Below are 24,709 nucleotides of genomic sequence, written 5' to 3' on the forward strand. Positions count from 1 at the left end.
ATGGATTCTGCTCGGCGAATGACCTTCACTTCAAACCTCGCCACTCATGAGTTGCCCGGCCGCCAGCGCGGCCGGGCGCCAGCCTCACGGAATAGTGATTCGGCGCGTGCGCTCAACCAGCGGTCGGCAACGGCGATCAGTTCATTTTTTTCATAAAGCAAGGGACACGCGTCGCGTTGCCATGGCGGGATCGCGCCGGCTTGAAACAGTGAACGAAGATCGCGTGTATATCGATCACCGGCTGGCTTGATCCGTTCGCCGCCGCTGCGCCAGCGTACGGTCAAGGCAATCGGAAGCGTTGCTTCGGGTTCCAGACTCAAGCGACCACCATCAGGCAAGCGTAGCGGTTGGCCCTGCCATTGCAGTGCCGCGCACGCATCGGTTGCGTGGCTCGGCGCCATCGCCCATAGGCGATGCTTCCAGACATGCACTTCGGCACCCGCCCATTGGATGCACGGCAGCTGGCCGTCCTGTGCGGTGCATTGGCGTTCGATCTGCTGGCGCTGTGCCGTGGTCGGCGCCGGCAATCCCTGCGCGTGCAGCCAATGCGCCAGCAGCGGATCGCGCAGTGCGGCGGGCAGCGCGAGCCAGCCGCGTACATCGAGGCTGTTGGTGGTGTCGTCGCGCAAGGTTTCCAGCGCAGCGAGCCAATCGTTCTGCAGCGTATCGGCGGCGGCGCGGCACAGCTTGGCGCTGTGCGTGATGGAGATCGCCGCGTGCGGCCAATGCGCCTTCAATAACGGAATCACTTCGTGCCGCAGGTGATTGCGCGCGAGTTGTCGATCGTCGTTGGACGGATCATGGACGCTAGGCAGGTCGTGCGCCTGAACATAATCGAGCAGCAGCTGCCGCGGCACGTCGAGCAACGGTCGCCATACTAGACCTTGTCCCAAGGGGCGCTCCGCCCGCATTCCTCCAAGACCTTCCGGCCCGGCGCCGCGCAACAGTTTCAGCAATACGGTTTCCGTCTGATCGTCCAGGTGATGCCCGAACACCAGGCGTTCGTCCGCATGCAGGTGTTCGGCAAAGATCGCGTAGCGCGCCTGGCGCGCCGCCGCTTCCAGACCGATGCCGCCGGATAGATCCACCTTGGTGACGTAGACGTCGCACGGCACGCTCAACGCTGCGCAGAACGCACGGCAATGCGCCGCCCAGCGCGCGCTTTCGGCCTGCAGGCCGTGATCCACATGCAAGGCTCGCAAGCCGCGCGCACGTGCTGCGGGTGAATGTGCCAGGGCATGCAGCAATGCAGTGGAATCCGGGCCGCCGCTATACGCCACGCACAAGGCGCCTTCGGGCCGCCCCTGCAGGGCGGCGTCGAGCAGTGTCGGCAAAGTGTTTTGGGCCATGAGCGCTTTCACTCGCGCGCTGCCGGCTTCCGCTTGTTGCGCACATAGATCGCCTTGGGCCTTCCTTCGCCCGGACTGCGCCGATCCAGTTCGAACAGATCGATCGCCGCGATCAGGTCGCTCAGCTTGCCGTAGCCGTAGCTGCGCGAATCGAAATTCGGGCGCTGCTTGGTGATGATCGAACCCACGCCGCCCAGCCCCGCCCAGCCTTCGTCGTCGGAGGCGGCGTCGATGGCGTTGCGCAGCAGGTTGATCAGGCCTGCGTCCTTCTTCAGTTGCGCCGGCGAGCGTGGTTGCAACGGCTGTTCTTCGTCCGCCTTGGAAGCGAGGATTTCGGTGTAGATGAACTTGTCGCACGCGGCCACGAACGGCTCGGGCGTCTTGCGTGCACCGAAGCCGTAGACGATCAGGCCCGATTCGCGAATGCGCGCGGCCAGTCGCGTGAAGTCGCTATCGCTGGATACGATGCAAAAGCCATCGAAGCGCCCGGAATAGAGCAGATCCATCGCATCGATGATCATCGCCGAGTCGGTGGCGTTCTTGCCGCTGGTGTAGCTGAATTGCTGGATCGGCTGGATCGACTGCGTAAGCAGTTGTTCCTTCCAGCTCTTGAGCTGGGTGCCGGTCCAGTCACCGTAGGCGCGTTTGACATGGGCCGTGCCGTACTTGGCCACTTCGGCCAGCAGGCCGTCGGTGATGGCCGGTTGGGTGTTGTCCGCGTCGATCAGCACGGCGAGTTTGGTGGCTTGGTCGTTGGCCATGGGCGCAGTCGGCTGGGAGGGCGGAGGGGATGGTAGCGCGTCCGCCGGGGCGCACGGCGGTATCGAATCCGGTCCATGCCTTCACCCGTACTTAATCCCGGCAGGTTCAATGTGGGCGCGTCTCGCTAGCCACACGGCGGCGAGGCGATGGGGAAGCAAGCGCGGGCCGCTTCTGCACGGGTCGATGCGCTGGAAACAAGCGAAATCAGTCGATGAGTCGGGATCAAGGAGGGACCGTCCATGCTGACACCGCAACTGTCTTTTTCGCATTGGCTACCCGAAGTAAGCGCCTTGGTAACCGCCGCCGCCCGGATCGGGCTGGAGTTCGTGCTGGCGCTGGTGATCGTGTTGCTGGGTTTCTGGGCCTCCAACCGGGTGGTGGCGCTGCTGCACAACGCGATGCACAAGATACATACCGATGCCACCTTTATTTCGGTGATATGCAATTTCGCCAAGTGGGCCGTGCGCGTGGTGGCCTTTATCTTCGCACTTGGCCAGATCGGAGTGGCCACCGCCAGCGTGCTCACCATGCTGGGCACGGCGGGACTTGCGATCGGGCTGGCCTTGCAGGGCACGCTGCAGAACATCGCGGCGGGACTCATGCTGTTGCTGTGGCGGCCGTTCCGGGTAGGCGACATGATCGAAAGCGCCGCGCCGGTGACCGGAACGGTGGTGGACGTCACGCTGTTCACCACCCATCTGCTCAAGCTCGACGGCACGATGATGTACGTGCCCAACAGCCAGCTATGGTCCAATCCGGTAACCAACCTCAGCGCGCGTCCCCACCGCCTGATGAACTTGCAGGTGTTGATCGCCCGGCGCGATGACATCGAGATTGCGCTGGGCGTGCTCAGCCGCCTCATCGAAGCCGATCCGCGCATCCTCAAGGAGGATGGCGCCCAGTCCAGCGCCGTGGTGGCCGACTACACCGAACTGGGGACCAGGCTCAGCATGCTGGTATGGACGAAACTGGCCGATTTCTATCCCACGCGCGCCGATCTGCTGCGGATGATCAAGCCGCAGTTGGAGGCGGCCGGCTGCACCATTCCGTGCATACTGTCCCGGCAACCGCCCGCGTCGGCGCCGCTGATGTTGCGCAAGCAAGAAAGCGGCAACGTGGCGACCATGGCTTAGGGCCCGTTCGCACTATTGGCGTGGCCCTAGTGAACTTGCTCGAATGCGAGCAGACGACTTTCCAGTACCCACTGCACGGTGGCCTTTTCGCTGCCGGCCAGAAAGCGCTGGCAGGCAGCGCCAGGATGACTATCGCCAAGTGCGTCGCCCTGGCAGGCCTTCGATGCCCACAGGCTTTCGCCTGGCAGGAAACTGTAGGTGAGGCTGTTGCGCGCCAACTGTTTCAGCGTGGCATAGCTCAGTCCGAAATCCTCGGCGGCGCGCACGTATTCGTGGGTGAGGTCGATGCGCGAGACGCCTTCGTCATCGGTGGACAGCGCCACCGGCACGCCGTGCTGGAGATATATCGGCAACGGATGATCCGCGCCGCGCACGCCCAGGATCACGTCGTTGCTGGTGAGATTGATCTCCACCATCACGTGTCGTTGCGCCATCTCCTCGAGCAGGCTTTCGGGATGGTCTTCATACATCACGTCCACGCCGTGGCCGATGCGTTCGGCATGCGCCACGTCGATCGCCTCGCGAATGTGGAAGCGCAAGCCACCCGGCGGCACCAGGCCGGGCGCCAGTTCGCCTGCATGCAGGCTGATGTGCACCTTCGGATACAGGCGATGCAGGTATTGGAGCATGTGCATCTGCAGGTCGTAATCGCGCATCGACAGATAACCGTCTTCGGGCATCACGAAATTGATGCCGACCCAGCGCGGATCGGCCGACGCCAGCTCGAAGCCGAGCAGGGTCTGCGCGAACACGCGCTCGGGCGCCGCGCCGCGCAGCACTTGATACAGAAAACGCATCTGCACCGCGCAGCCGGGGTCGGCCTGGGCGCTGTCGCAATGTTGCTGGCGCTTGCGTTCCGCCAAGGCCTGGGTGAGCAGTTGTTCGTCGGCGGCCATGTCGTCCTTCAAGCCGTGCGCCAGCAGTTGTTTGCGCATCGCATCGAAATCGGCTTGCCAGCCCAGTGTGCGCGCCAGTTCCCTGGCGTGCGCAAACGGTGGCGTCACCATCAGTTCCAGGTATTGCTCGTTTTGCGTGGCGGCGCGTGTGCTCACCTCGGTGAGCCAGTCGCCCATATGCCGTTCTGGCGAAACGGCCTGGAAGCGGCCGAAGCTGTCGAAGAAATGGTCATGTCCCGAGTTGCCCGCGGAAGGCACGAAGCTGCGCATGGAGAAAACGTCTACCAGCGTGTCGTAGAAATGCTGGTCGTTCAGCGCATCGGCGGCGGGACGCTGGCCGTCGCCGCAGTTCGGGGCGCTGACGCGGTGCTTGTCGATCAGGCTGGATGTGGCGATGTCCACGCACAAACCATCCGCCGCGGCTTGCGCGATCCACGATTCGGCATACACCGCGCCACTCAAGTGATTGTGCAGGTCGCCACCCTTGGGCATGGCGGCGAGAAACGCGTGCAAGGCAAGCGGTCCTTGCTGGCGGGCTGCGTCGAAGGCCCTGGCGGTGCGCGCCTCGGCGGCGTCAGCAAGCTTCGGCGCGCCTTGCGCGGAAACGTGAGTCGCACAGATCGACAGCGCGCCGATGAGTGCGCAGCGCAAAAGAGAGCAAGCCTGCATGGAAGCATCACCAAGTGAATGTCGGGCGATTCTTCAGCAAAATTCGACAGGCTGCCAGTCCGCAGGGTGGGATGCGAACCCCAACACCTGTCAGCTGCGGAAATTCAATTCCACGCCGACGCCGGCCGGATCAGTGAGAAACAGCTGCACCTGCGGCGGCATATCCACCACGTCGATGCGATAGGGGACGCCGGCCGCATCCAGTTTGGCGCGCATGGCCGGAAGGCCTGCGCAGGCGAAGGCAATATGGTCCAGCCCGCCGGTGGTTTGCGCACGCGCTTCGCCCGTCAGATGCATCACCGGCTCGGTGCCCGCATACAGCCAATAGCCGCGCGAACCGGAACGGAACGTAGGACGCGGACCTTCGCGCAGGCCGATCACATCTACATAGAAATGGCGAACTCGCTCGAGCAGCTCGACGGGCGCGCTGAGGTTGACGTGATCGATACCTTGCACGCCCGCCATGCTGCATGCGCCTATTCGATGTAGGCGCCGTAACTGCGCAGGCGACGATAACGCTGCTCGAGCAGTTGCGGCACCGGAATGGCCTGGAGCTTGTCCAGTTCGTTGAGCAGTACCGCCTTCAGGCGCACCGCCATCGATTGCGGATTGCGATGGGCGCCGCCGAGCGGCTCGCGGACCACCTTGTCGATCAGGCCCAGTTCCAGCAGACGTGGCGCGGTGATGCCCAGCGCTTCGGCAGCGTCCTTGGCCTTTTCCGCGCTCTTCCACAGAATCGAGGCGCAGCCTTCCGGCGAGATCACGGAATAGGTCGAATACTGCAGCATGATCGTGCGATCGCCCACGCCGATCGCCAGCGCGCCGCCCGAGCCGCCTTCGCCGATCACTGTGCAGATCACCGGTACTTTCAGCTCGGCCATTTCCAGCAGATTGCGCGCGATGGCTTCGCTCTGGCCGCGCTCTTCGGCGCCCACACCCGGGTAGGCGCCGGGCGTGTCGATCAGCGTCAGCAGCGGCAGTTTGAAACGTTCGGCCATCTTCATCAGGCGCAGCGCCTTGCGATAACCCTCCGGCCGCGGCATGCCGAAATTACGGCGCACCTTGCCCTTGGTATCGCGCGCCTTCTGGTGGCCGATGATCGTCACCGGGCGACCGTTGATGCGGCCGATGCCGCCGACGATGGCGGCATCATCGGCGTAGGCGCGATCGCCGGCCAGTTCGTGGAATTCCTCGCATATCACGCCGATGTAGTCGAGCGTGTACGGACGGGCGGGATGGCGCGAGAGCTGGGTGATCTGCCAAGGCGTGAGGTCGCGGAAGATGTCGTTGGTCTTCAGCTTGAGCTTTTCGCGAAGACGGCCGACTTCTTCGTCGATATTGAACGACTGGCCGGAGCTGGCATGCCGCAGCTCCTCGATCTTGGCCTCCAGCTCGGCAATCGGTTGTTCAAAATCGAGGAAATTGGGATTCATTCGGGCACTAGGTGGCACAGAAGCGGGGCAGTATACCCGGGGCGCGTGACGGGGCGGGAACGGGGGCGTATGGGGCGTTACTCGGCGGTGACCATTGCCCTTATTCCGACTTCACGATCCTCACCCCCGCCCCCAGCACCCCTGGCATGCCCCGCACCGTGCGCAGCAGCTCCGGAATGGCGTGCACCTTCCACTCCTGCCCGAACTCGATGTCCGCCTGCGCCAGTGCGTTGTGATAGCCGCTGAGCAGCACGGCCGCGTTGCCGCCGCGATGGCCGGCCAGGGCCTGGCGGAACTGGGCGATGAAGTCGGGGCCGATGCCGTTCACCTTCACGCGCAGCAGCCGGGCGAAGCGGCGACAGGCGTCGGCCAAGGTGTAGGCGCTGCGGGCGCGCACCTGGAAGCCGCCACCGGAGAAGTCGTCGATGCGCAGGCCGCCTTCCACCACCAGCAACTCGTCGCGGGTGAGCAGGGGGGCGACCTGCTGGTAGAGCTCGCCAAAGAAGCTCACCTCGATGCTGCCGGTGCCGTCTTCCAGCCGTACGAAGGCGTCGCTGTCGCCGCGTTTGCGTACGGCCACCACCATGCCGGCGACGGTCCAGGGCGTGTCGGGGCCGCGTCGGAAGCGATTGTCGTCGCCGTCGTTCTTGCGCGGGCGCGGCGGCTGGTAGCGGTCTGCGATTTCGCCCAGCGGGCAGGTGGACAGCTGGGCCAGTTCCTCGCGCCACGGATCGGTGGGGTGGCCGGAGAGATAATGGCCGAGCGTGTCGCGCTCGCCCTGCAGCTTTTGCTCCAACGGCCATTCCGGCGCGGTGGGCAGATCCACCTGCACCACGGGCGCGGCGGCGCCCAACGCAGCGCCGAACATGTCGTTCTGGCCAGACTGGCGATCGCGCAGGTGCTGTTCGGCCGCCTTGATCGCATCCGGCAGTTGCAGCATCAGGCTGGCGCGGGTGGGCGCCAGGGCGTCCAGTGCGCCGGAAAGGATCAGCGCTTCCAGCACACGGCGGTTGAGTTTGGTGGGGTCGACGCGGCGGCAGAAATCGGCCAGATCCTTGTACGGGCCGCCTTGCTTGCGTTCCTCGGCGATCGCCTCGCAGGCGCCCTGGCCGACGCCCTTGATCGCACCTAGTCCGTAGCGGATCACCCGGGGCTCGACGGCTTCGAACATGAAGACAGAGGCGTTCACGTCCGGCGACAGGATCTTCAGATCGATCGCGCGCGATTCGTTGAGGAAGGTCACCACCTTGTCGGTGTTGTCCATGTCCGACGAGATCGTCGCGGCCATGAATTCGGCCGGGTAGTGGGCCTTCAACCACGCGGTCTGGTAGGAAACCAGCGCGTAGGCGGCGGCGTGCGACTTGTTGAAGCCGTAGCCGGCGAATTTTTCCATCAGGTCGAAGATGGCGTCGGCTTTTTCGCCGCTGAGCCCGTCCTTGGCGGCGCCTTCGCGGAACTTGGCGCGCTCCTTGGCCATTTCCTCGACTTTCTTCTTGCCCATCGCGCGGCGCAGCAGGTCGGCGCCGCCGAGCGAGTAGCCGCCGACGATCTGCGCCATCTGCATCACCTGCTCCTGGTAGACCATGATGCCGTAGGTCTCTTTCAGGATGGGCTCGACGCGCGGATCGGGATATTCCACTTCCTCGCGGCCGTGCTTGCGCGCGACGAAGCTGGGAATCAGGTCCATCGGGCCGGGGCGATACAGCGCCACCAGCGCGATGATGTCTTCGAAGCGGTCGGGTTTCGCGTCCTTGAGCATGCGCTGCATGCCGGAGGATTCGAGCTGGAACACGGCGACGGTCTGCGCCTTCTTCAGCAGCTCGTAGGGCGCCGGATCGTCCAGCGGCAGCGCGGCGATATCCAGTGGTTCTTCACCGCTCTTGGCGCGGCGCGCGTTGATCGCCTTTACCGCCCAATCGATGATGGTGAGCGTGCGCAGGCCGAGGAAGTCGAACTTCACCAGGCCGACCGCTTCCACGTCGTCCTTGTCGTATTGCGTCACCACGCCGCCGCCGCCCGGTTCGCAGTACAGCGGCGCGAATTCGGTGAGCGGCTTCGGGCTGATCACCACGCCGCCGGCGTGCTTGCCGGCGTTGCGCGTGAGGCTTTCCAGTTTGAGCGCCAGATCAACGAGCGTCTTGGCTTCTTCGTCCTGCTCGTACAGCTCGCAGAATTCCTTGACCACGCGATCGGGTTCTTTCTGCGATTTTTCGGAACGGCCGAGTGCATCCGAAAGCGTCAGATCGAGCGGACGCGGCGGAATCAGCTTGGCGATCTTGTCGACCGCGTTGTAGCCCATGCCGAGTACGCGGCCGGAGTCGCGCAGCACCGCCTTCGCGGCCATCGAACCGTAGGTGATGATCTGGCTGACGTGGTCGCGGCCGTATTTGCGCGCGACGTAGTCGATCACTTCGTCGCGGCGATCCATGCAGAAGTCGATGTCGAAGTCGGGCATCGACACGCGTTCGGGATTCAAGAATCGCTCGAACAGCAGATTGAATTGCAGTGGATCCAGGTCGGTGATCTTCAACACCCACGCCACCAGCGAGCCCGCGCCCGAACCGCGGCCCGGCCCCACCGGAATGCCGTTCTGCTTACCCCAGTTGATGAAGTCCGCCACGATCAGGAAGTAGCCGGGGAAGCCCATCTTGATGATCACGTCCAGCTCGCGTTCCAGGCGCGCTTCGTAATCGGCCAGCGTGTGGCCTTCTGCAAGCGGTGCGTGGGCGAGGCGTTCCTTCAGGCCTTCGCGTGCGATCTGGCGAATGTAGCTGGCCAGGTCGTGGCCTTCGGGCACCGGGAAATCGGGCAGGTAATAGGTGCCGAAGCTGAGTTCGAGGTTGCAGCGCTTGGCCAGCTCGACGGTATTTTCCAGCGCCTCGGGAATGTCCGCGAACAGCGCGGCCATTTCCTCGGGTGTTTTCAGGTATTGCTGGTCGCTGTAGTCGCGCGGGCGCTTGGGATCGGCCAGCACGCGGCCCTGGTGGATGCACACGCGCGCTTCGTGCGCTTCGAAATCGTCCTGCTTGAGGAAGCGCACGTCGTTGCTGGCGATCACCGGCAGATCGTGGCCGGTGGCGAGCAGCAATGCGGCGTTGTTCCATGCTTCCTCGCCTTCGCGGCCGCAACGGGTGAGTTCCAGGTACAGACGATCGGGAAACAGGTTCGTCAGCACGTGCAGGCGTGGTGCTGCGGCATCGGTGCCCTGGTTGACGGCGGTGCGTCCGATTTCGCTCTCGCGGCCGAGTAGGGCGATCAGGCCGGCCGTCGCACCGGGCGTGAGCCATGCGGCGTCGACCAGCGCGCGTCCGCCGTGCTGGCCTTCGCGCCAGGCGCGCGAGACCAGGCGCGAAAGATTGAGATAACCGTCGCGGTTCTGGCACAGCACCGTCATGCGCCAGGGGCGCGGATCGTCCGGCGCGCTGATCCACAGGTCGCAACCGCCGATCGGCTTGATGCCCGCCGCGCTGCACGCCTTGTAGAACTTCACCAGGGCGAACATGTTGCACTCGTCGGTGAGTGCGACGGCGGGCGCACCGGCCTGCACGGAAGCGGCGACCAGCGCCTTGATGCGGATGGTCGAGTCGACCAGCGAATATTCGCTGTGCAGATGCAGATGAGCGAAACGGACGGACATGGCTCGCACGCGAAGCAATGGCTCAGCCTAGCGGGGCGGGTCGGAGCGGGCAAGAATTGACAAGGGGCTGGAACGTAAATCGGGAATCGAAGAGCATGGTCGACGAGTTTGCACCGGACCGTTCTTAACTAGTCCCGATTGACGGCGCCTAAAACAACTGGCCTTGATCCAGCAGCAATCTGACCGGCTCGAAGCTGCGCCGGTGCTCGGCGCAGGGGCCAAGGCGCTGCAGCGCGGCGAGATGGGCCGGAGTGGGATAGCCCTTGTGGTCGGCGAAACCGTAGCCCGGAAATTGCGTATCCATCGCCACCATCAGGCGATCGCGGCTGACCTTGGCCAGGATCGATGCGGCGCTGATCGAGGGCTCCAGCGCATCGCCGCCGATGAGGGCGCGGGCGGGGCAGGGAAGGTTTTTCGGCAGCTGGTTGCCATCGATCAGCGCTTCGGTGGCGGCGGGCATCAGGCCGAGCAGCGCGCGCGTCATGCCGACCATGGTGGCCTGGAAGATATTGATGCGGTCGATTTCCTCGCGGTCGATCACCACCACGCTGTACGCCACCGCGCGTTCGACGATGCGCGCGTAAAGCGTTTCGCGCTTGGCCGCGGTGAGCTTCTTGGAATCGTCAAGGCCGTTGATGCGGCGGCGCTTGTTGAGGATCACCGCAGCGACCACCACCGGCCCTGCCAGCGGGCCGCGGTCGGCTTCGTCCACGCCCGCCACGAGCACCTGCTTGGTGATGGCTGCAGTCGCGTCCGGCGCGAGGGCGGCAGGCAGGGGAGTGGCTTGGACAAGTTCCATGGACGGGAAACCGGGATCAGCGCTTTATCGTAGCCGGTGCATCGATCAATTCAATGATCGCCGCCGCCGCATGATCGCCGGCATGGCCGGGCAGATGGCCGCGCAAGGCCTCGTGCAGTTGTTCGAATGCGGCGACGATGGCGCCGCGCCGCTCGCTGTCGCGGAACAGTTGCAGCGTGGCGTGCGTGAGCTTTTCCGCGGTGAAGTCGTCCTGCATCAGCTCGGGTGCCAGCACTGCGTCCTTGCCCATGCCGCAGGCGCGGGCGAGGATGTTGGGCAGCGCGTAGACATCGGTCTTGAGCATATTGAACAGGCGCGCGATGCGGTAGCTCCACGGCGATACGCGATAGCCGACCACCATCGGGCGCTTGGCCAGCATGGCCTCCAGCGTGGCCGTTCCGGACGCCAGCAGCACCACGTCGGCGGCGAGCATGGCTTCGTGTGCGTGGCCGTCGATCAGGATCGGCGCCGCATCGTCGTGCGGTCCCCGCGCAAGCATAGATTTCAGCGTGGCGAGCGCGCGCGAGTTGGCCGCCGGAATCACCACGCGCAAACCGGGCATGGCAGTGGCGATGCGACGGGCAGCGTCGAAGAAGATCGCGCCCATGCGTTCGAGTTCGGAATGCCGGCTGCCGGGCAGCAGCGCCAGCACCGGCGCATCCAGCGGCAACTGCAGGGTGCGGCGCGCCGGCACGCGGTCGGAAACCAGCGCAAAGCGATCGGCCAAGGGATGGCCGACGAAGCGCGCATCGATGCCGTGCCGCGCGTAGATCGACGGTTCCATCGGAAACAGGCACAGCACGCGATGCACGCTGAGGCCGATCTTGTCGGCGCGCTTCTCGCGCCACGCCCAGATCGATGGGCTCACATAGTGCACGGTGCGCAAGCCCGCCTGCTTCAAGCGACGCTCGACGCCGAGATTGAAATCGGGCGCATCGATGCCGACCACGATCGCCGGTTTCGCCGCCAGCAATCGCGCGACCAGTTCCTTGCGCAGCTTGAGCAGCCGTGGCAGGTGGCTGATCACTTCGGCGAAACCGAACAGCGACAGTTCGCGGATGTCGTACCAGGATTCGAAACCCTGCTGTTGCATGCGCGCGCCGCCGATGCCGATGAACCGCGCCTGCGGATAGCGTCGGCGCAACGCCGCGATCAGATCCGCGCCGAGCTGGTCGCCGGAATCTTCACCGGCGATCAGCGCGATCAGGGGCGCTTCGGTTTCAGCGGACATAGCGTGCGGGGCGCATGGCGGTTAGCGCGCCAGTCCGCGCTCGCTGCGATCGAGGAAATCCAGCATCGCGCGCACGTCCTCGCTGTCCTTGGCCTGCGCGACCAGTTGCTCGCGCGCCTCGGCCAGCGACAGGCCGGAGGTGTAGAGCGTGCGGTAGGCGCGCTTGATCGCCGTGATGCGCTCGGAATCGAAGCCGCGGCGCTTGAGGCCGGTGGTGTTCAGGCCGCGCGGACGGCCGCCCTGGTCGTTGGCCATCATCAGGAACGGCGGCACGTCGGCACCGAGCAGGCAGCCCATGGCGATGAAGGCGTGCTCGCCGATCTTGCAGAACTGGTGCGCGCCGGAATAGCCGGAGAACACCGTCCAATCGCCGACTTCCACGTGACCGGCCAGCGCCGAGTAGTTGGAAAAGATCGTGTGATTGCCAATCTTACAATCGTGCGCCACGTGCACGTAGGCCAGCAGCCAGTTGTCGTTGCCGATGCGCGTGACGCCGCCGCCGTCGCCAGTGCCGCGGTTGATGGTGACGAATTCGCGGATCAGGTTGCGGTCGCCGATCAGAAGCTCCGTGCGCTCGCCGTTGAATTTCATGTCCTGCGGATCGCCGCCGAGCGAGGCGAACTGCGCGATGCGATTGTCGCGGCCGATCTTGGTGGGGCCCTGCACCACGACATGCGGCCCGATCACCGTACCGTCGCCGATCTCCACGTCCGCACCGATCACCGTGAAGGCGCCGATGCTCACGTTGTTGCCGATGACGGCGGAAGGATCGATTTGCGCGGTCGGATGGATCATTTATCCGACCTCGCGGCGCACATCAGTTCGCAACTGGCCACTTCCTTGCCGTCGACCAGGGTGCGCGCCTCGAACAGGCCCATGCTGCGCAGCAGGCGCTTCAGGCGCACTTCCATGCGCAGTTGATCGCCCGGCACCACCGGTGCGTTGAAGCGCGCGTTGTCGACCTTGGCCAGGTAGAACAGCGGGCTGGCGGCATTGCCTTTCAGGCGTGCGCTGATCTGCGTGAGCAGGCCGGCGGACTGCGCCATCGCCTCCACGATCAGCACGCCGGGCATCACCGGGTGGCCGGGGAAATGGCCGTTGAAGAACGGTTCGTTGATGGTCACGTTCTTCAGCGTGACCACGCTCTGTTCGGGCACGATCTCGATGACCCGGTCCACCAGCAGGAACGGGTAACGGTGCGGCAGCAGTTGCTGGATCTGCTCCACGGTCACCGGCAGGGTGATCGTCGGGGCGGTGTTGTCAGTCATGTTTCTTATCCTTTTCCAGCGCCGACAATCGGCGCGCGTACTCATCCAGGTGCTTGAAGCGGGCCGCGTTGCGGCGCCACTGTCGGTTCTCTTGCAGCGGCACCCCGGAGGAATACTCGCCAGCCTCCCGAATCGAATGCGTCACCAGGCTCTTGGCGGTAATGGTAACCCGGTCGGCCAGTTCGAGATGGCCAAGCACGCCGGCGTTGCCGCCAATCATGCAATAACGGCCGATTTTCGCACTGCCGGCGACGGCGGCGCAGCCGGCCATGGCGGTGTGTGCGCCGATGTAGACGTTGTGGGCGATCTGGATCTGGTTGTCCAGCCGCACGTCTTCCTCCAGCACGGTGTCGTCCAGTGCGCCGCGGTCGATGGTGGTGTTGGCGCCGATCTCGCAGTCGTCGCCAATGCGCACGCCGCCGAGTTGCGGCAGCTTCACCCAATGGTCGCGATCGAAGGCGAGACCGAAGCCATCCGAGCCGATCACTGCGCCCGGATGCACCAGCACGCGCTTGCCGAGCGTCACGCGGATCACCAGGGTGACGCGCGCGACCAGCCGCGCTTGCGCGCCGACCACGCATTCGGGACCGACGATGCAGTGGGGCCCAAGGATCGCGCCGTCTTCCACCACGGCGCCGTCCTGGATCACGCAGCACGGGCCGATGCTCGCCGAGGCGCTCACGCGTGCGCTGGGCGCCACCACGGCGGACGCATGGATGCCTGGCACGGCCGCGGGAAGGCGCTCGAACAGGGCGGCGATATGGGCGTAAGTCACATAGGGATCGCGCGCGATCAGCGCGGCGGTAGGGCAACTGTCCGCGGCCTCGGCGCTGAGCACCACGACGCCTGCCCGCGTGCTTGCCAGCTGCGCGGTGTATTTGCTGTTAGAGAGAAAGCTCAGTTGCGTCGGCCCCGCGCCGGCCAGCGTGCCGACGCCGTCGATGATGCGCGCGCCGTCGCCACGGAATTCCAGGCCGAAGCGCTCGGCCAGCTCGGCAACGCTGTAGTGGGTCGTGCTCATCCAAAGCTCCAAGGGCAACCGGCGCATTGTAGAGGTTCGCCCCCGGCTGCGGGCGCCCGCCTGCCGCCGCGTGCGTGTCTGGGACGCAGGCGCATGGCAATCGCCTGTGTGGCCTGCATCAGGGCGCGAGCGCCTGTAGCTTCTTCTGCAGGCGGTTGCCCCAGGTCTGGCGTGCGCCGTCTTCCATCGTCGCGGCCACCTGCAGCGCTTTGGCATAGGCTTCGCGGGCATGTTGCTTGTCGCCGGTGGCGGCCAGCGCATCGCCCAGCGCTTCCTGCGGCTGCAGGTCGCCCGGCGCGATCGCGGCCGCTTTTTGCGCTTCCGCCAGGGCGCCGGCGAGGTTCTTCTGCTCCAGCAGAATCGCCGACCGCTGCACGTGGCTGAGGGCCGCAGCCAGCGGTAGGTGGAAGTCGCCTTCGTAGACCAGTACGCCGCCCTGGATCACCGCGGCCGGCGCCAGCGCCTGGAACGAGCGGTAAGGATTGAGCACACTCGAACCCATCTCATACCAGGTCCAGTCGCCGGCGCTGATCAGCACCGGTCCGTGGACCTGCTCGGGCACTTCATAAGCCGCCCGTTCCCACATTGCATCAGGCGTAGGCATCGGCTTGCACGGAATGCCGTAGTCGGCGGGTCGCAGGAACGGATCGGCGAAATACGCAAACCAGCACTGCTTGATGCCGCGCTGGTCGAGATACTGCTTCACCGCCAGCAGTTGCTGCGCCCAGTCCGCATTGGAATCGGTGAGCACCTTGTAGGTTTGCATGGGCCCGCCCCACAGCTCGTTGGAGTAGGCCATGTAGTTGGGATACGCGCGCAGCGATGAGCCCACGTGCGCGCACAGCAGCACCGCCACCACGGCAGCCCACGGACGGCTCCATGCGCCGGCGCGCCACACCCAGGCCCAGCATCCGCCCGCCGCCAGCAGGGTGAGGAAAACGTACACCGGCAAGATGTGCCGGGCGCCGATATTCAAACTGGAAGTCATCGCCACCACGAAATAGACCAGCGCCGGCAGCAGCAGGAACAGCGCCGCGCGCCATTGCCGCAACCTGCCTGTCGCCAGCGCCACCAGCGCGAGCACGGTCGCGGCCAGCCAGCCGAGCGTCGATTTGATCGTCAGCACGGCGGGGAAGTAATAGGCCACGCCGTGCTCGAACACCTTGCCGAAGATGAAGCTGGACATGCCATTGGCCATCGAGCGCACGTCCGTCAGCCCATACAGGTAAGCTTCCGGCAGCACGTGCCAATGCGCCAGCCACAGCACGCCCTTGGCTTCCAGCGGGCTCAGCGGTTTGACGTAGTCGACCAGCGACGGCGTCAGCTGGAGCGTTCCCGGACGGGCCGCGTAGCGAAAACCGTAGAAGCTCCACAGGACCAGCAATGCGATGGCGCCGATCGCAATCAACGCCCCGCCCAAATGCAGCGTGCGTCTGGGCAGGCTCGCACGTACTTCCTGCTCCGCCAGCGGATAGAAAAGCTCCAGCAATGCCAACGCGCCCAGCATCGGAATCAGCAGGATTGCGGAGTGTTTCGTCGCCAGCGCGAGTCCCGCCGCGATCGCGGCCACCAGCAGGCGCGATATGGAGGGCTTTTTCCGATAGCGATAGAACGTGTACACCGCCGCCAGCAAGAAGCACGAAACGCCGATGTCGGTGGTTACCAGCGCGCTGTGCGCCAGGATGTTCGGATCGAACGTAAGCAGCGCCAGCGCCAGCAGGCCCGCGCCCATGCCGAACATTTCCCACGCCGCACAGAACACCAGCGCAGCCAGCAGCAAGGCGACGATGCCAGCGGCGAGGCGCACGCGCAGCGTCAGCGCTTCCACGCTGTAGGGCGGGTTGTGGAACAGCAGCTCGCGGCCGTCGAGATAGGCTTCTTCCTTGAAGTAGCGCTGCTGATCCGCCGGCACCTTCAGCGGCAGGCCCAGCAGTGGCAGGGTCGCCAGCGCCTTCATCAACGGCGGATGTTCGGGGTTGTAGCGGTAGTCGTGGGTTTTCCACGCCATGTAGCCGGCGAAGATATGGTCGCCTTCATCCCAGCTGAGCGATTCCTGCCGCACCACGCTGACGATCTGGATGGCGAACAGCAGCATCAGCAGTGCGGCTGCGATCCCGATCAGACGGCGTTGCATGTTTGAATGCGCAAGCGGCTTCACGTCAGGCCGGGCGGTCTGCATCGTTGGTCTTCCCCTGTTTCGAAGAAAAGGAGATTCGTGCAGAAGCGGGATGTTTTGCAACCGCTGTCGACCTCAAGAAACGACGAAGGCCGCGTGTCGTGCGGACACGCGGCCTTCGTGATCCAAGCAAGCGGCAATTAGAACTGGCTGCCGAAGGTGAACTGGATGCGTTCTTCGTACTGGCGATCCGCCGGCTGCGTGCGGAACGGGAAGCCGAGGCTGATGATCAGCGGGCCGATCGGCGCCTGCCAGTGCAGCGAGACACCGGCCGATGCATCGAGCTGGCTGGCGCTGAAGCTCTGCACGTCCCTGTACGCCTGGCCGACGTCCATGAACAGCGACACGCGTGCGGTGTTGATGTCCTTCAGGAACGGCAGCGGCAGGTACAGTTCCGCCGTGCCCAGCACCTTGAACGCACCGCCGATCGGCTGCGCGTAGGTATAGGCGCTGCCTTGGCAGTAGCCGTTGGTGGCCGGCTGGATCGGCTTGCCGGTGCTGGTGTCGAAGCCTGCGCACGCGCGCGGGCCGAGCGTGTTGTCCTGGAAGCCGCGCAGGTCGGTTACGCCGCCGGCGTAGAAGTTCATCCAGAACGGGAAGGTGACCTTGTCGCCGGCCTTGTAGCCGATCACGTTCTTCGGATCGGACGCGTCGTAGTCGGAGGTGGTGTTCTTGAATTTCTGGGTGCCGTAGGTATCGCCGTAGCCGACCTTGCCGTCCAGGTACAACACGAAGCCTTTCCACAGCGGCCAGTAGTGGTTGGCCTCGGCGTTCAAGGTCCAGTACTGCACGGTGGAGCCGGGCAGCGCCACGTTCACGCCGGCGGTGAGCTGGCCGCCGTGGGTCGGAGCCCAGTACGAGTTGCGCGTGTCGTGCACCCAGCTCAGCGAGCCGGTCCAGGTATGGATGGTCTGGTGGCCGAGTGCGTTGATGTAGTCGATCAGCACCTGCGGCGTATAGCCCTCGTAGGTGTTGATCTTGGTGCTCCCGATGCCGAGGCTGGCGCTCAAGCGGTCGAAGTCGGTGATCGGAACGCCCAGCGTGGTCGAGAACGACTTGGTGCTGTTCGAATAGCTGGCGTACTGGCTGCCCAGGCTGCTGTAGTCGGCCTTGGAGAAGGTGGCGTTGTAGCCGATGCCGATGCCGTTGTCGGTCAGGTACGGGTTGTAGTAGCCCGCATTGATCGAGGTGAGGTAGTCGCTGCGCTGCGCGCCGATGCTGAAGCGGTCGCCGGTACCCAGGAAATTGTTCTGCGACACCGAGGCCGACAGGATGATGCCGGAGTACTGCGAATAACCCACGCCGAAGGTGAGGCTGCCGGCGGATTGTTCTTCCACTTTCGCCGTCAGGTCGACTTCGTCATCGCTGCCGGGCACCGTCTGCTTGTCGATGGTGACGGTCTTGAAGTAGCCCAGCTGCTGCAGGCGGATCTTCGAGCGGTCGATCGCCGCCTGCGAATACCACGAGCCTTCGAGCTGGCGCATTTCACGGCGCAGCACGTCGTCTTCGGTGCGGGTGTTGCCCTGGAAGATCACGCGGCGCACGTACACGCGCGGACCCGGCTGGATGTACCAGGTCACATCGACGGTCTTGTTCGGCTTGTCCAGCTTGGGCACCGAGTTCACCTTGGCGAACGCGTAGCCGATGTTGGCCAGCAGCGCCTTGATCGAGTCGGAGGTCGCTTCGATGGCGCGGCGGTTGAAGAGATCGCCGTCCTTCACGAACACCAGCTTGCGCAGCGTTTCTTCCGGAAGGATCAGCTGGCCGAGCAGGTGCGTGCCGGAGATGTGGTAGATGTCGCCTTGCACCACGTCGGCGGCGATGTACATCGCGCGCTTGTCCGGCGCGATCGTCACCTGGGTGGAGTCGATGCCGAAGTCGGCGTAGCCGCGGTCCATGTAGTAGGACTGCAGTTTCTTCAGGTCGCCGGAGAGCTTGTCCTGCGAGTACTGGTCGTTCTTGGAGTACCACGAAAGCAGGTTGGTGGTGCCGGTCTCGAAATTGCTTTCGATCTCTTTGTCGGTGAACGCCGTGTTGCCGACGATGTTCACTTCCTTCACCTTGGCGACCTTGCCTTCGCGGATTTCGATGTCGATCGATACGCGGTTGCGGTCCAGCGTGGTCACGTGCGGCGACACCGACACGTTGTACTTGCCGCGGTTGTAGTACTGGCGGATCAGTTCCTGCTGCACGCGGTCCAGCGCGAGGCGGTCGAAGGTTTCGCCTTCGGACAGGCCGATTTCCTTCAGGCCTTTCTTGAGATCATCGGTCTTGATGTCGCTGTTGCCGCGGATGCTGAGCTTGGCGATGGAGGGACGCTCGGTCACCTTGATCACCAGGATGCCGCCGTCGCGTTGCAGTTCCACGTCGCTGAAGAACTTGGTGCCGTACAGGGCGCGGATCGCCTGCTGGGCTTCTTCGGTGGTGAGGCGGTCACCTTTGTTGATCTGCAGGTAGTTGAATACCGTGCCGGCGGAGATGCGGTTGAGTCCTTCGATACGGATATCGGAAACGACGAATGGCTCGAGTGCGAACGCACTCGTAGAGAGGGAGGCAAGCAGGATCAGGGCGGCGATACGCTTCATCGTCGATTCCGTTGTGTTATTCGGACGGGGCCGCCATTGGCAGCCCCGCGGCATTTTTTTTCCAAAGCCGGCATCATCCCGGCTTCGCGTTGTTCCGCGCATGACACTTAGGTTCCCCGTGCGACAGGACGATCGCGGCCAGCGTTCAACCGGAGGTTGCCAGCGGCGCGCATCCGTCTCACGAGGGCAGGATGATGCGGTGGATGTCGTTGTAGAACGCCAACCCCATCAGCGTGAACAGCAAGGCGATGCCCACGTACTGGCCCGCGACCATGGTGCGCTCGCTGACCGGGCTGCCTTTGATCAGCTCGATAAGGTAATACAGCAGATGGCCGCCATCCAAGACCGGGATGGGTAGCAGGTTGATGATCGCCAGGCTGAGCGACACCAGGCCGAGGAACTCCAGGAAGCGATCCAGTCCTGCCTGGGCATAGGCATTCGCTGCCTGGGCAATACCGATCACACCGGACAGGTTCTTGGTCGACGCTTCGCCGGTGATCATCTTGCTGACCATGGTGAAGGTGTCGGTGGTGCGCTGCCAGGTCACGGCAAGCGATTCGGCCAGCGCCTTCGCCGGACTGTAATGCTGGACGGCGATTTCAGCGGCCGGGTGACTTATGCCGATGAGCCACTGTGGCGGCAACCCTTGTTCTGACTTCATGCGCGCCGATACCAGGAAAGTCATCGTCTTGCCGTTGCGTTCGATGTCCATTGACAGCTTGGGAGATTTGGCAGCGGCGGCCTTGACCTGCGTACCGATGTCGTCGAAGGTCTTTACGCTGTTGCCGTTGATGCGCAGTATGCGATCTCCTGCCTGCAAACCTGCTTCAGCGGCTGGATCACCGGGCGTGACAGTTGCTGCGATGGGGGGCGGGGGGGCGGGTTCCAGCCCGAGCTTGTCTGCGTATTGCTTAAGATCTTCGCCGGCCGGCAGGCGGTTGAGCGGCAGCACCAGCGAGCGCTCCGTACCGTCCGATCCACGGACGGTCACGGCGAGTGGTGCGCGGCTCAACAGTGCATTGCCGATGATGTCGTACGAGCCGCTCCAGGTGGTCACCGGTGTGCCGCCCACGGTAAGCAGCCGGTCGCCCGCATGGATGCCCGCCTGCGCGGCCAGGCTTTGCGGCGCGGCGGTAACGACCGGGGCATAGTCGGCTCGCCCCAGCACGAACATCAGCCAGAACGCGAAGATGGTGAAGATGATATTGAAGCCCGGGCCGGCGGCCACGATGGCGATGCGTTTCCAGATCGGCTGCGCGGTGAATTCCTGGTCGCGCAGCGCCGGGTCGACCTCGCCCTCGCGCGCGTCCAGCATTTTTACGTAGCCGCCCAGCGGAATGGCGGCGATCTGGTATTCGGTGCCGTCGCGGCCGATGCGCTTCCAGATGGCATTGCCGAAGCCGACCGAGAAGCGCAGGACCTTCACCCCGCAGCGGCGCGCCACCCAGTAGTGTCCGAATTCGTGAAAGGTAACCAGCACGCCGAGCGTGACGAGCAGCCAGAATACGGAGCCGAGGAAGGGATTCATCAAAGCAGGTACGTCTCTTGGGAACTCAAAGCTTATCAGCAAGCGTTGCGAAGTACCCGCCGCAAACGCTGACAGGCGGCGCGGGGGCGTACGCTCGGGGTTGGGATATCGACCGCACTGCGCGGCGGCAGTTCCATTTGTGAAGGCCGCGCGCTCAAAGCCCCAGCAGCAATTTCCCCAAGGCAAACAACGGCAGGGCGGCGAACACGCTGTCCAGGCGGTCGAGCAGGCCGCCATGGCCCGGAAACAGTGCGCCGGAGTCCTTCACGTTGGCGTGGCGCTTCATCAGGCTTTCCAGCAGGTCGCCGACGATGGAGCTTGCCACTGTCAGGATGGTGACCACGATCAGGCCGAGAAGGCGCAGGTCGCGCACACCCAGCAGCCAGCCGGCCACCGCGGCCACCAGCGCGCTGGTGGCGAAGGCGCCATAGACCCCGACCCAGGTCTTGCCGGGGCTGATCTGCGGGGCCAGCTTGCGCTTGCCCTTGCCGAAGTAGCTGCCGGCGAAATAGGCGCCGGTATCGGCCGCCCACACCAGCAGCATGGCCAGGAACGCCCAGATGTGGCCGTGCGACGGGCTGCCATGGATGCTTATGCCGGCGACCCAGGCCGGCAACACCACGAACGCGCCGGCCAGGAGTTTCAGGTTGCGGTTCTCGGTAGTCGGCGCGGCGGCGAAGGCGAAGTGGCGCAGCCACACGCACACCAGCACCCACCAGGCCACGCCAGCGACGATCAGCGCCGGCCATAGCCAGGCCAGATCGCGCAGCGACCACAGCGCGACGAAGGCGATCATCACAACGCCCAGCGCCACACCGCGCGCGATGCGGCTGCGCATGCCGGCCAGCCGCGTCCATTCCCACGCGGCGGCCAGGAACGCGATGGCGAGCAGGCCGGCGAACACGCTGGTCGGCAGCAGCAGGATCAGCAGGATCGCCAGGGGCGCAAGAAGCAGGGCAGTGATGATGCGCTGTCGCAGCATGGACGTTCTCTAGAGCCTGGTCACGGCGACGGCGCAGGCCGCGCGCCGATGGCGCGGAAGGCAAGCAGGGAAGGGGCGGTTCGCATTCCGGCGAGGTCCTTGTTCGGTCGCATGTCGGCATGCGTGCGCAGGTTGGGCGTGACCGCACGGAACGAACGGCCGGATGCCGGCGCCACCGCCTGCCGGCTCAACGGGCCGCCGCCTGGGCGACCTGGTCGCCGGTGCGGCCGAAACGTCGTTCGCGACGGGCAAAGTCGTTGATGGCTAATTGCAGCGAGGCCTGGTTGAAGTCCGGCCATAGCGTCTCGGTGAAGTACAGTTCCGCATAGGCTAGCTGCCACAGCAAGAAATTGCTGATGCGGTGGTCGCCACCCGTGCGAATGAACAGGTCCAGCGGTGGCGCCTCGCCCAGGCTGGTCCAGCGATCGAACGCCGCTTCGTCGATGGCCTCGACCGCAAGATCGCCGCGCGCCACTGCCATGGCCGCCTTGCGCGCAGCCTGCACGATGTCCCAGCGGCCACCGTAGTTCACGGCGATGTTCAATTGCAGTTTGGTGTTCTCTGCGGTGCGCTTGGCCGCATCGAGCATGCGCTTGTGCAGGGTGTTATCGAAGGCGGACAAGTCGCCGATGAAGCGCAGGCGCACGTTGTTCTCGTGCAGTTCGTCCACTTCCTTGTCCAGCGCGCGCATGAACAGGTCCAGCAGGGCGCCGACCTCGTCCGGCGGGCGCTGCCAGTTCTCGCTGGAGAAAGCGAACAGGGTCAGCGCTTCCACGCCGTGGCGGATGCAGCCTTCCACTACTTCGCGCACCGCCTTGCGCCCGGCGTTGTGGCCGAAGCTGCGCGGGCGGTGGCGGGCTTTCGCCCAGCGGCCATTGCCATCCATCACGATGCCTATATGGCGCGGTACGTAGTTGTGCGTAGTCGTGGTCATGGATGGAGAGTAACTGGAGCGGAAACACCTGCTTCATCGAGGCATTTGCCAAAAACGCACGCGTCAGGAAAAGGCCATAGGCCGGCACCTTCCTGCCTCGCGGCCGCGAGAATGATGGCGGAAGCGGGGTTCACGCGGCGAACAGGCCCGGAACCCCGAAGGGGGCGGCGGTTGTGCAAGATGGACCCCTCACCCTTCTTTGCCTCCGTCTGATGGCGTCAATGCCAGGTGCCGGTGTTCGGTTCCCGTACGCCAATGGCCTTACATGGACATCAGCTCTTCTTCTTTCGCCTTGGCCAGCTTGTCGACTTCCTTGACGAACTGGTCGGTGAGCTTCTGGATCTCGTCGTCCGCCTTGCGCTCGTCGTCCTCGGTGATCTTCTTTTCCTTGAGCAGATCCTTCACATGCTGCAGCGCGTCGCGGCGCACGTTGCGGATGGCGATCTTCGCGTTCTCGCCTTCGTGCGACACATGCTTGGCCAGCTCGCGGCGACGTTCCTCGGTGAGCGGCGGCATGTTCAGGCGGATGACCGTACCGGCCGTGGTCGGCGTGATGCCGAGGTCGGATGCCAGCAGGGCTTTTTCGACCGGGCCGACCATGCTCTTCTCGAACGGGGTGATCACGATCGAGCGGCCGTCGGCGAGGGCGACCGATGCCACCTGGTTCAACGGCATGTCGGAGCCGTAGTAGGGCACCTTGATGCCGTCGACCAGCGACGTGCTGGCGCGGCCGGTGCGCAGGCGCGACAGGTCATGCTTGAGGGCATCGATGCTCTTGCCCATGCGGGTCTGCGCATCGCGTTTAATGTCGTTGAGCATGTGGAATCACCCGTTGGCGTGCAAGCCGGCAAGTATAGCAGGGGGTTAAGAGAGGATGAGGGGCGGTCGGCCAGGACGGCAACCCGGGTTCAGGGCAGCGTCGAATGCGTTCCGCGCCTTCGTGGATAGCGTGGGTCAGCTGGCGTCGACCAGCGTGCCGATCGTCTCGCCGCGCATGATGCGCATCAGGTTGCCCGGCACCGTCATGTCGTAGATGCGCAGCGGCATGCGCTGGTCGCGGCACAGGGCGATGGCGGCGGTATCCATCACCGCCAGCTTGCGCTCGATCACCTGGTCGTAGGTGAGCTTCTCGAAGCGCGTGGCATCGCGGTGCTTGGCCGGGTCCGCGCTGTACACGCCGTCGACCTTGGTGGCCTTGAGCAGGAGGTCCGCGCTCACTTCGATCGCCCGCAGCGCGGCGGCCGAATCGGTGGTGAAGAACGGATTGCCGGTGCCGGCGGCGAACAGCGCAATACGGCCTTTTTCGATGTGACGGATCGCGCGGCGTCGGATGAAATCCTCGGCGACGTCATGGATCTGGATCGCGCTCATCACGCGGGCGAAGCCGCCGCGCTTTTCGATGGCATCCTGCATGGCCAGCGCATTCATCACCGTGGCCAGCATGCCCATGTGGTCGCCGGTGACGCGGTCCATGCCGGCCGCGGCCAGGCCTGCGCCGCGGAAGATGTTGCCGCCGCCGATCACCACGCCGATCTGTACGCCGGCCTTCTGCACTTCGATGATTTCATCGGCGAGGCGGCCGATCATCTTTGGGTCGATGCCGTAGTCGGCGTCGCCCATCAGCGCTTCACCGGAGAGTTTGAGCAGGATGCGTCGATACTTTAGCTGGTCGCTCATGAGAACTCCGGGTGGATATGTGGAACACCGGCAACGGCTGCGAGACGTTTCCGGACGCCGATCTGGCATGACAACTTGCAGGCGGCACGTCGACGCGCCGTGAGGCAGGCGCGCGTTTTTCCGATGCCACGCGCAAAACGACCGCATTGTAGCGGAGCGCGCGGCAGACGTCAGCGCATCGTGCGTTTATGCTTGATCCCTGTGCTTCACCACGCAATCACAGCCGGAGCCCGTCATGCAGCACACCATCGCCGCCATTGCACTGCTGGTGCGTGACTACGACGAGGCGATCGCGTTCTACACCCGTTGCCTGGATTTCGAGCTGATCGAAGACACCCCGCTCGGCGGTGGCAAGCGCTGGGTGCTGTTGGCGCCACCCGGTTCGCGCGAGACGCGCCTGTTGCTGGCACAGGCGAGCACGGCCGAACAGGATGTTCATGTGGGCGAGCAGGGCGCCGGGCGCGTATTCCTGTTCCTGCACGTCGATGACTTCTACGCGCGCTACGAAGCGATGCGTTCGCGCGGCGTGCGTTTTCTTGAATGGCCGCGCGAGGAACCGTACGGCACGGTGGCGGTGTTCGAGGATCTGTATGGCAACAAATGGGATTTGTTGCAGCCGCGCACGTAGG

General features: G+C 64.6%; 20 protein-coding genes. 2 read left to right on the forward strand and 18 right to left on the reverse strand.

The genetic code is table 11. The annotated features are described in order from the left end of the window. Positions 1–44: 44 nt before the first annotated feature. Together tilS and ACTHNE_RS06010 are read right to left on the reverse strand one after the other, a co-directional pair. Entirely contained in the window at positions 45–1,349 is a 1,305-nt protein-coding gene (tilS, locus tag ACTHNE_RS06005; RefSeq protein ID WP_440268760.1) for a tRNA lysidine(34) synthetase TilS, read from the reverse strand. Positions 1,350–1,357: 8 nt separating this feature from the next. After that, positions 1,358–2,110: an NYN domain-containing protein gene (locus ACTHNE_RS06010; RefSeq protein WP_324944290.1), complete on the reverse strand. Its 753-nt coding sequence runs from the start codon at positions 2,108–2,110 to the stop codon at positions 1,358–1,360. A 240-nt stretch (positions 2,111–2,350) separates the two neighbouring features. On the opposite strand from ACTHNE_RS06010, the gene ACTHNE_RS06015 reads away from it, so the two are divergent. After that, complete coding sequence (locus tag ACTHNE_RS06015; RefSeq protein ID WP_324944293.1) at positions 2,351–3,244, forward strand: mechanosensitive ion channel family protein; 894 nt, start codon at positions 2,351–2,353, stop codon at positions 3,242–3,244. Between the two features lie 26 nt (positions 3,245–3,270). On the opposite strand, the gene ACTHNE_RS06020 is transcribed toward ACTHNE_RS06015, so the two are convergent. The 16 genes from ACTHNE_RS06020 to pyrH form a co-directional block, all read right to left on the reverse strand. Further along, positions 3,271–4,809 (reverse strand): adenosine deaminase family protein, encoded by a 1,539-nt coding sequence (locus tag ACTHNE_RS06020; protein WP_440268761.1) that lies wholly within the window; start codon positions 4,807–4,809, stop codon positions 3,271–3,273. Positions 4,810–4,899: 90 nt separating this feature from the next. Next, complete coding sequence (locus ACTHNE_RS06025) at positions 4,900–5,274, reverse strand: VOC family protein (RefSeq protein ID WP_324944299.1); 375 nt, start codon at positions 5,272–5,274, stop codon at positions 4,900–4,902. A gap of 11 nt (positions 5,275–5,285) precedes the next feature. After that, on the reverse strand, positions 5,286–6,242 hold the full coding sequence (gene accA, locus ACTHNE_RS06030; RefSeq protein WP_324944302.1) for an acetyl-CoA carboxylase carboxyl transferase subunit alpha: 957 nt from the start codon (positions 6,240–6,242) through the stop codon (positions 5,286–5,288). Positions 6,243–6,342: 100 nt separating this feature from the next. Further along, positions 6,343–9,879 (reverse strand): DNA polymerase III subunit alpha, encoded by a 3,537-nt coding sequence (dnaE, locus tag ACTHNE_RS06035; protein ID WP_440268762.1) that lies wholly within the window; start codon positions 9,877–9,879, stop codon positions 6,343–6,345. Positions 9,880–10,027: 148 nt separating this feature from the next. After that, entirely contained in the window at positions 10,028–10,678 is a 651-nt protein-coding gene (gene rnhB, locus ACTHNE_RS06040; protein ID WP_440268763.1) for a ribonuclease HII, read from the reverse strand. A gap of 16 nt (positions 10,679–10,694) precedes the next feature. Further along, positions 10,695–11,909: a lipid-A-disaccharide synthase gene (gene lpxB / locus ACTHNE_RS06045; RefSeq protein ID WP_440268764.1), complete on the reverse strand. Its 1,215-nt coding sequence runs from the start codon at positions 11,907–11,909 to the stop codon at positions 10,695–10,697. Positions 11,910–11,930: 21 nt separating this feature from the next. Beyond that, the gene (lpxA, locus tag ACTHNE_RS06050; protein ID WP_440268765.1) at positions 11,931–12,704 is read right to left on the reverse strand and encodes an acyl-ACP--UDP-N-acetylglucosamine O-acyltransferase; all 774 of its coding nucleotides are present in this window, start codon (positions 12,702–12,704) and stop codon (positions 11,931–11,933) included. Beyond that, positions 12,701–13,177, reverse strand: coding sequence for a 3-hydroxyacyl-ACP dehydratase FabZ (gene fabZ / locus ACTHNE_RS06055; RefSeq protein ID WP_440268766.1), 477 nt, complete (start codon positions 13,175–13,177; stop codon positions 12,701–12,703). The genes lpxA and fabZ overlap by 4 nt, the downstream gene beginning before the upstream one ends. Next, the gene (gene lpxD, locus ACTHNE_RS06060) at positions 13,170–14,198 is read right to left on the reverse strand and encodes a UDP-3-O-(3-hydroxymyristoyl)glucosamine N-acyltransferase (protein WP_440268767.1); all 1,029 of its coding nucleotides are present in this window, start codon (positions 14,196–14,198) and stop codon (positions 13,170–13,172) included. Before lpxD ends, fabZ begins: the two co-directional genes overlap by 8 nt. Before the next feature lie 118 nt (positions 14,199–14,316). Then, a complete protein-coding gene (locus tag ACTHNE_RS06065) occupies positions 14,317–16,332 on the reverse strand; it encodes a glycosyltransferase family 39 protein (protein WP_440268768.1) in 2,016 nt (671 codons plus the stop codon). Positions 16,333–16,514: 182 nt separating this feature from the next. Continuing rightward, a complete protein-coding gene (bamA, locus tag ACTHNE_RS06070; RefSeq protein ID WP_440268769.1) occupies positions 16,515–18,959 on the reverse strand; it encodes an outer membrane protein assembly factor BamA in 2,445 nt (814 codons plus the stop codon). A 178-nt stretch (positions 18,960–19,137) separates the two neighbouring features. Then, a complete protein-coding gene (gene rseP / locus ACTHNE_RS06075) occupies positions 19,138–20,487 on the reverse strand; it encodes an RIP metalloprotease RseP (protein WP_440268770.1) in 1,350 nt (449 codons plus the stop codon). Positions 20,488–20,641: 154 nt separating this feature from the next. Beyond that, a complete protein-coding gene (locus ACTHNE_RS06080) occupies positions 20,642–21,469 on the reverse strand; it encodes a phosphatidate cytidylyltransferase (protein ID WP_440268771.1) in 828 nt (275 codons plus the stop codon). A 187-nt stretch (positions 21,470–21,656) separates the two neighbouring features. Next, positions 21,657–22,403 (reverse strand): polyprenyl diphosphate synthase, encoded by a 747-nt coding sequence (gene uppS, locus ACTHNE_RS06085; RefSeq protein ID WP_440268772.1) that lies wholly within the window; start codon positions 22,401–22,403, stop codon positions 21,657–21,659. Between the two features lie 261 nt (positions 22,404–22,664). Continuing rightward, positions 22,665–23,222, reverse strand: coding sequence for a ribosome recycling factor (gene frr, locus ACTHNE_RS06090; RefSeq protein WP_440268773.1), 558 nt, complete (start codon positions 23,220–23,222; stop codon positions 22,665–22,667). Positions 23,223–23,357: 135 nt separating this feature from the next. Continuing rightward, the gene (gene pyrH / locus ACTHNE_RS06095; protein WP_440268774.1) at positions 23,358–24,080 is read right to left on the reverse strand and encodes a UMP kinase; all 723 of its coding nucleotides are present in this window, start codon (positions 24,078–24,080) and stop codon (positions 23,358–23,360) included. 235 nt (positions 24,081–24,315) lie between these two features. Here pyrH and ACTHNE_RS06100 point away from each other — a divergent pair, with 235 nt between their 5' ends. Beyond that, complete coding sequence (locus ACTHNE_RS06100; RefSeq protein ID WP_324939126.1) at positions 24,316–24,708, forward strand: VOC family protein; 393 nt, start codon at positions 24,316–24,318, stop codon at positions 24,706–24,708. Position 24,709 lies beyond the last annotated feature (1 nt).

It is taken from the genome of Dyella sp., assembly GCF_051954575.1.
Classification (GTDB): Bacteria; Pseudomonadota; Gammaproteobacteria; order Xanthomonadales; family Rhodanobacteraceae; genus Dyella_B.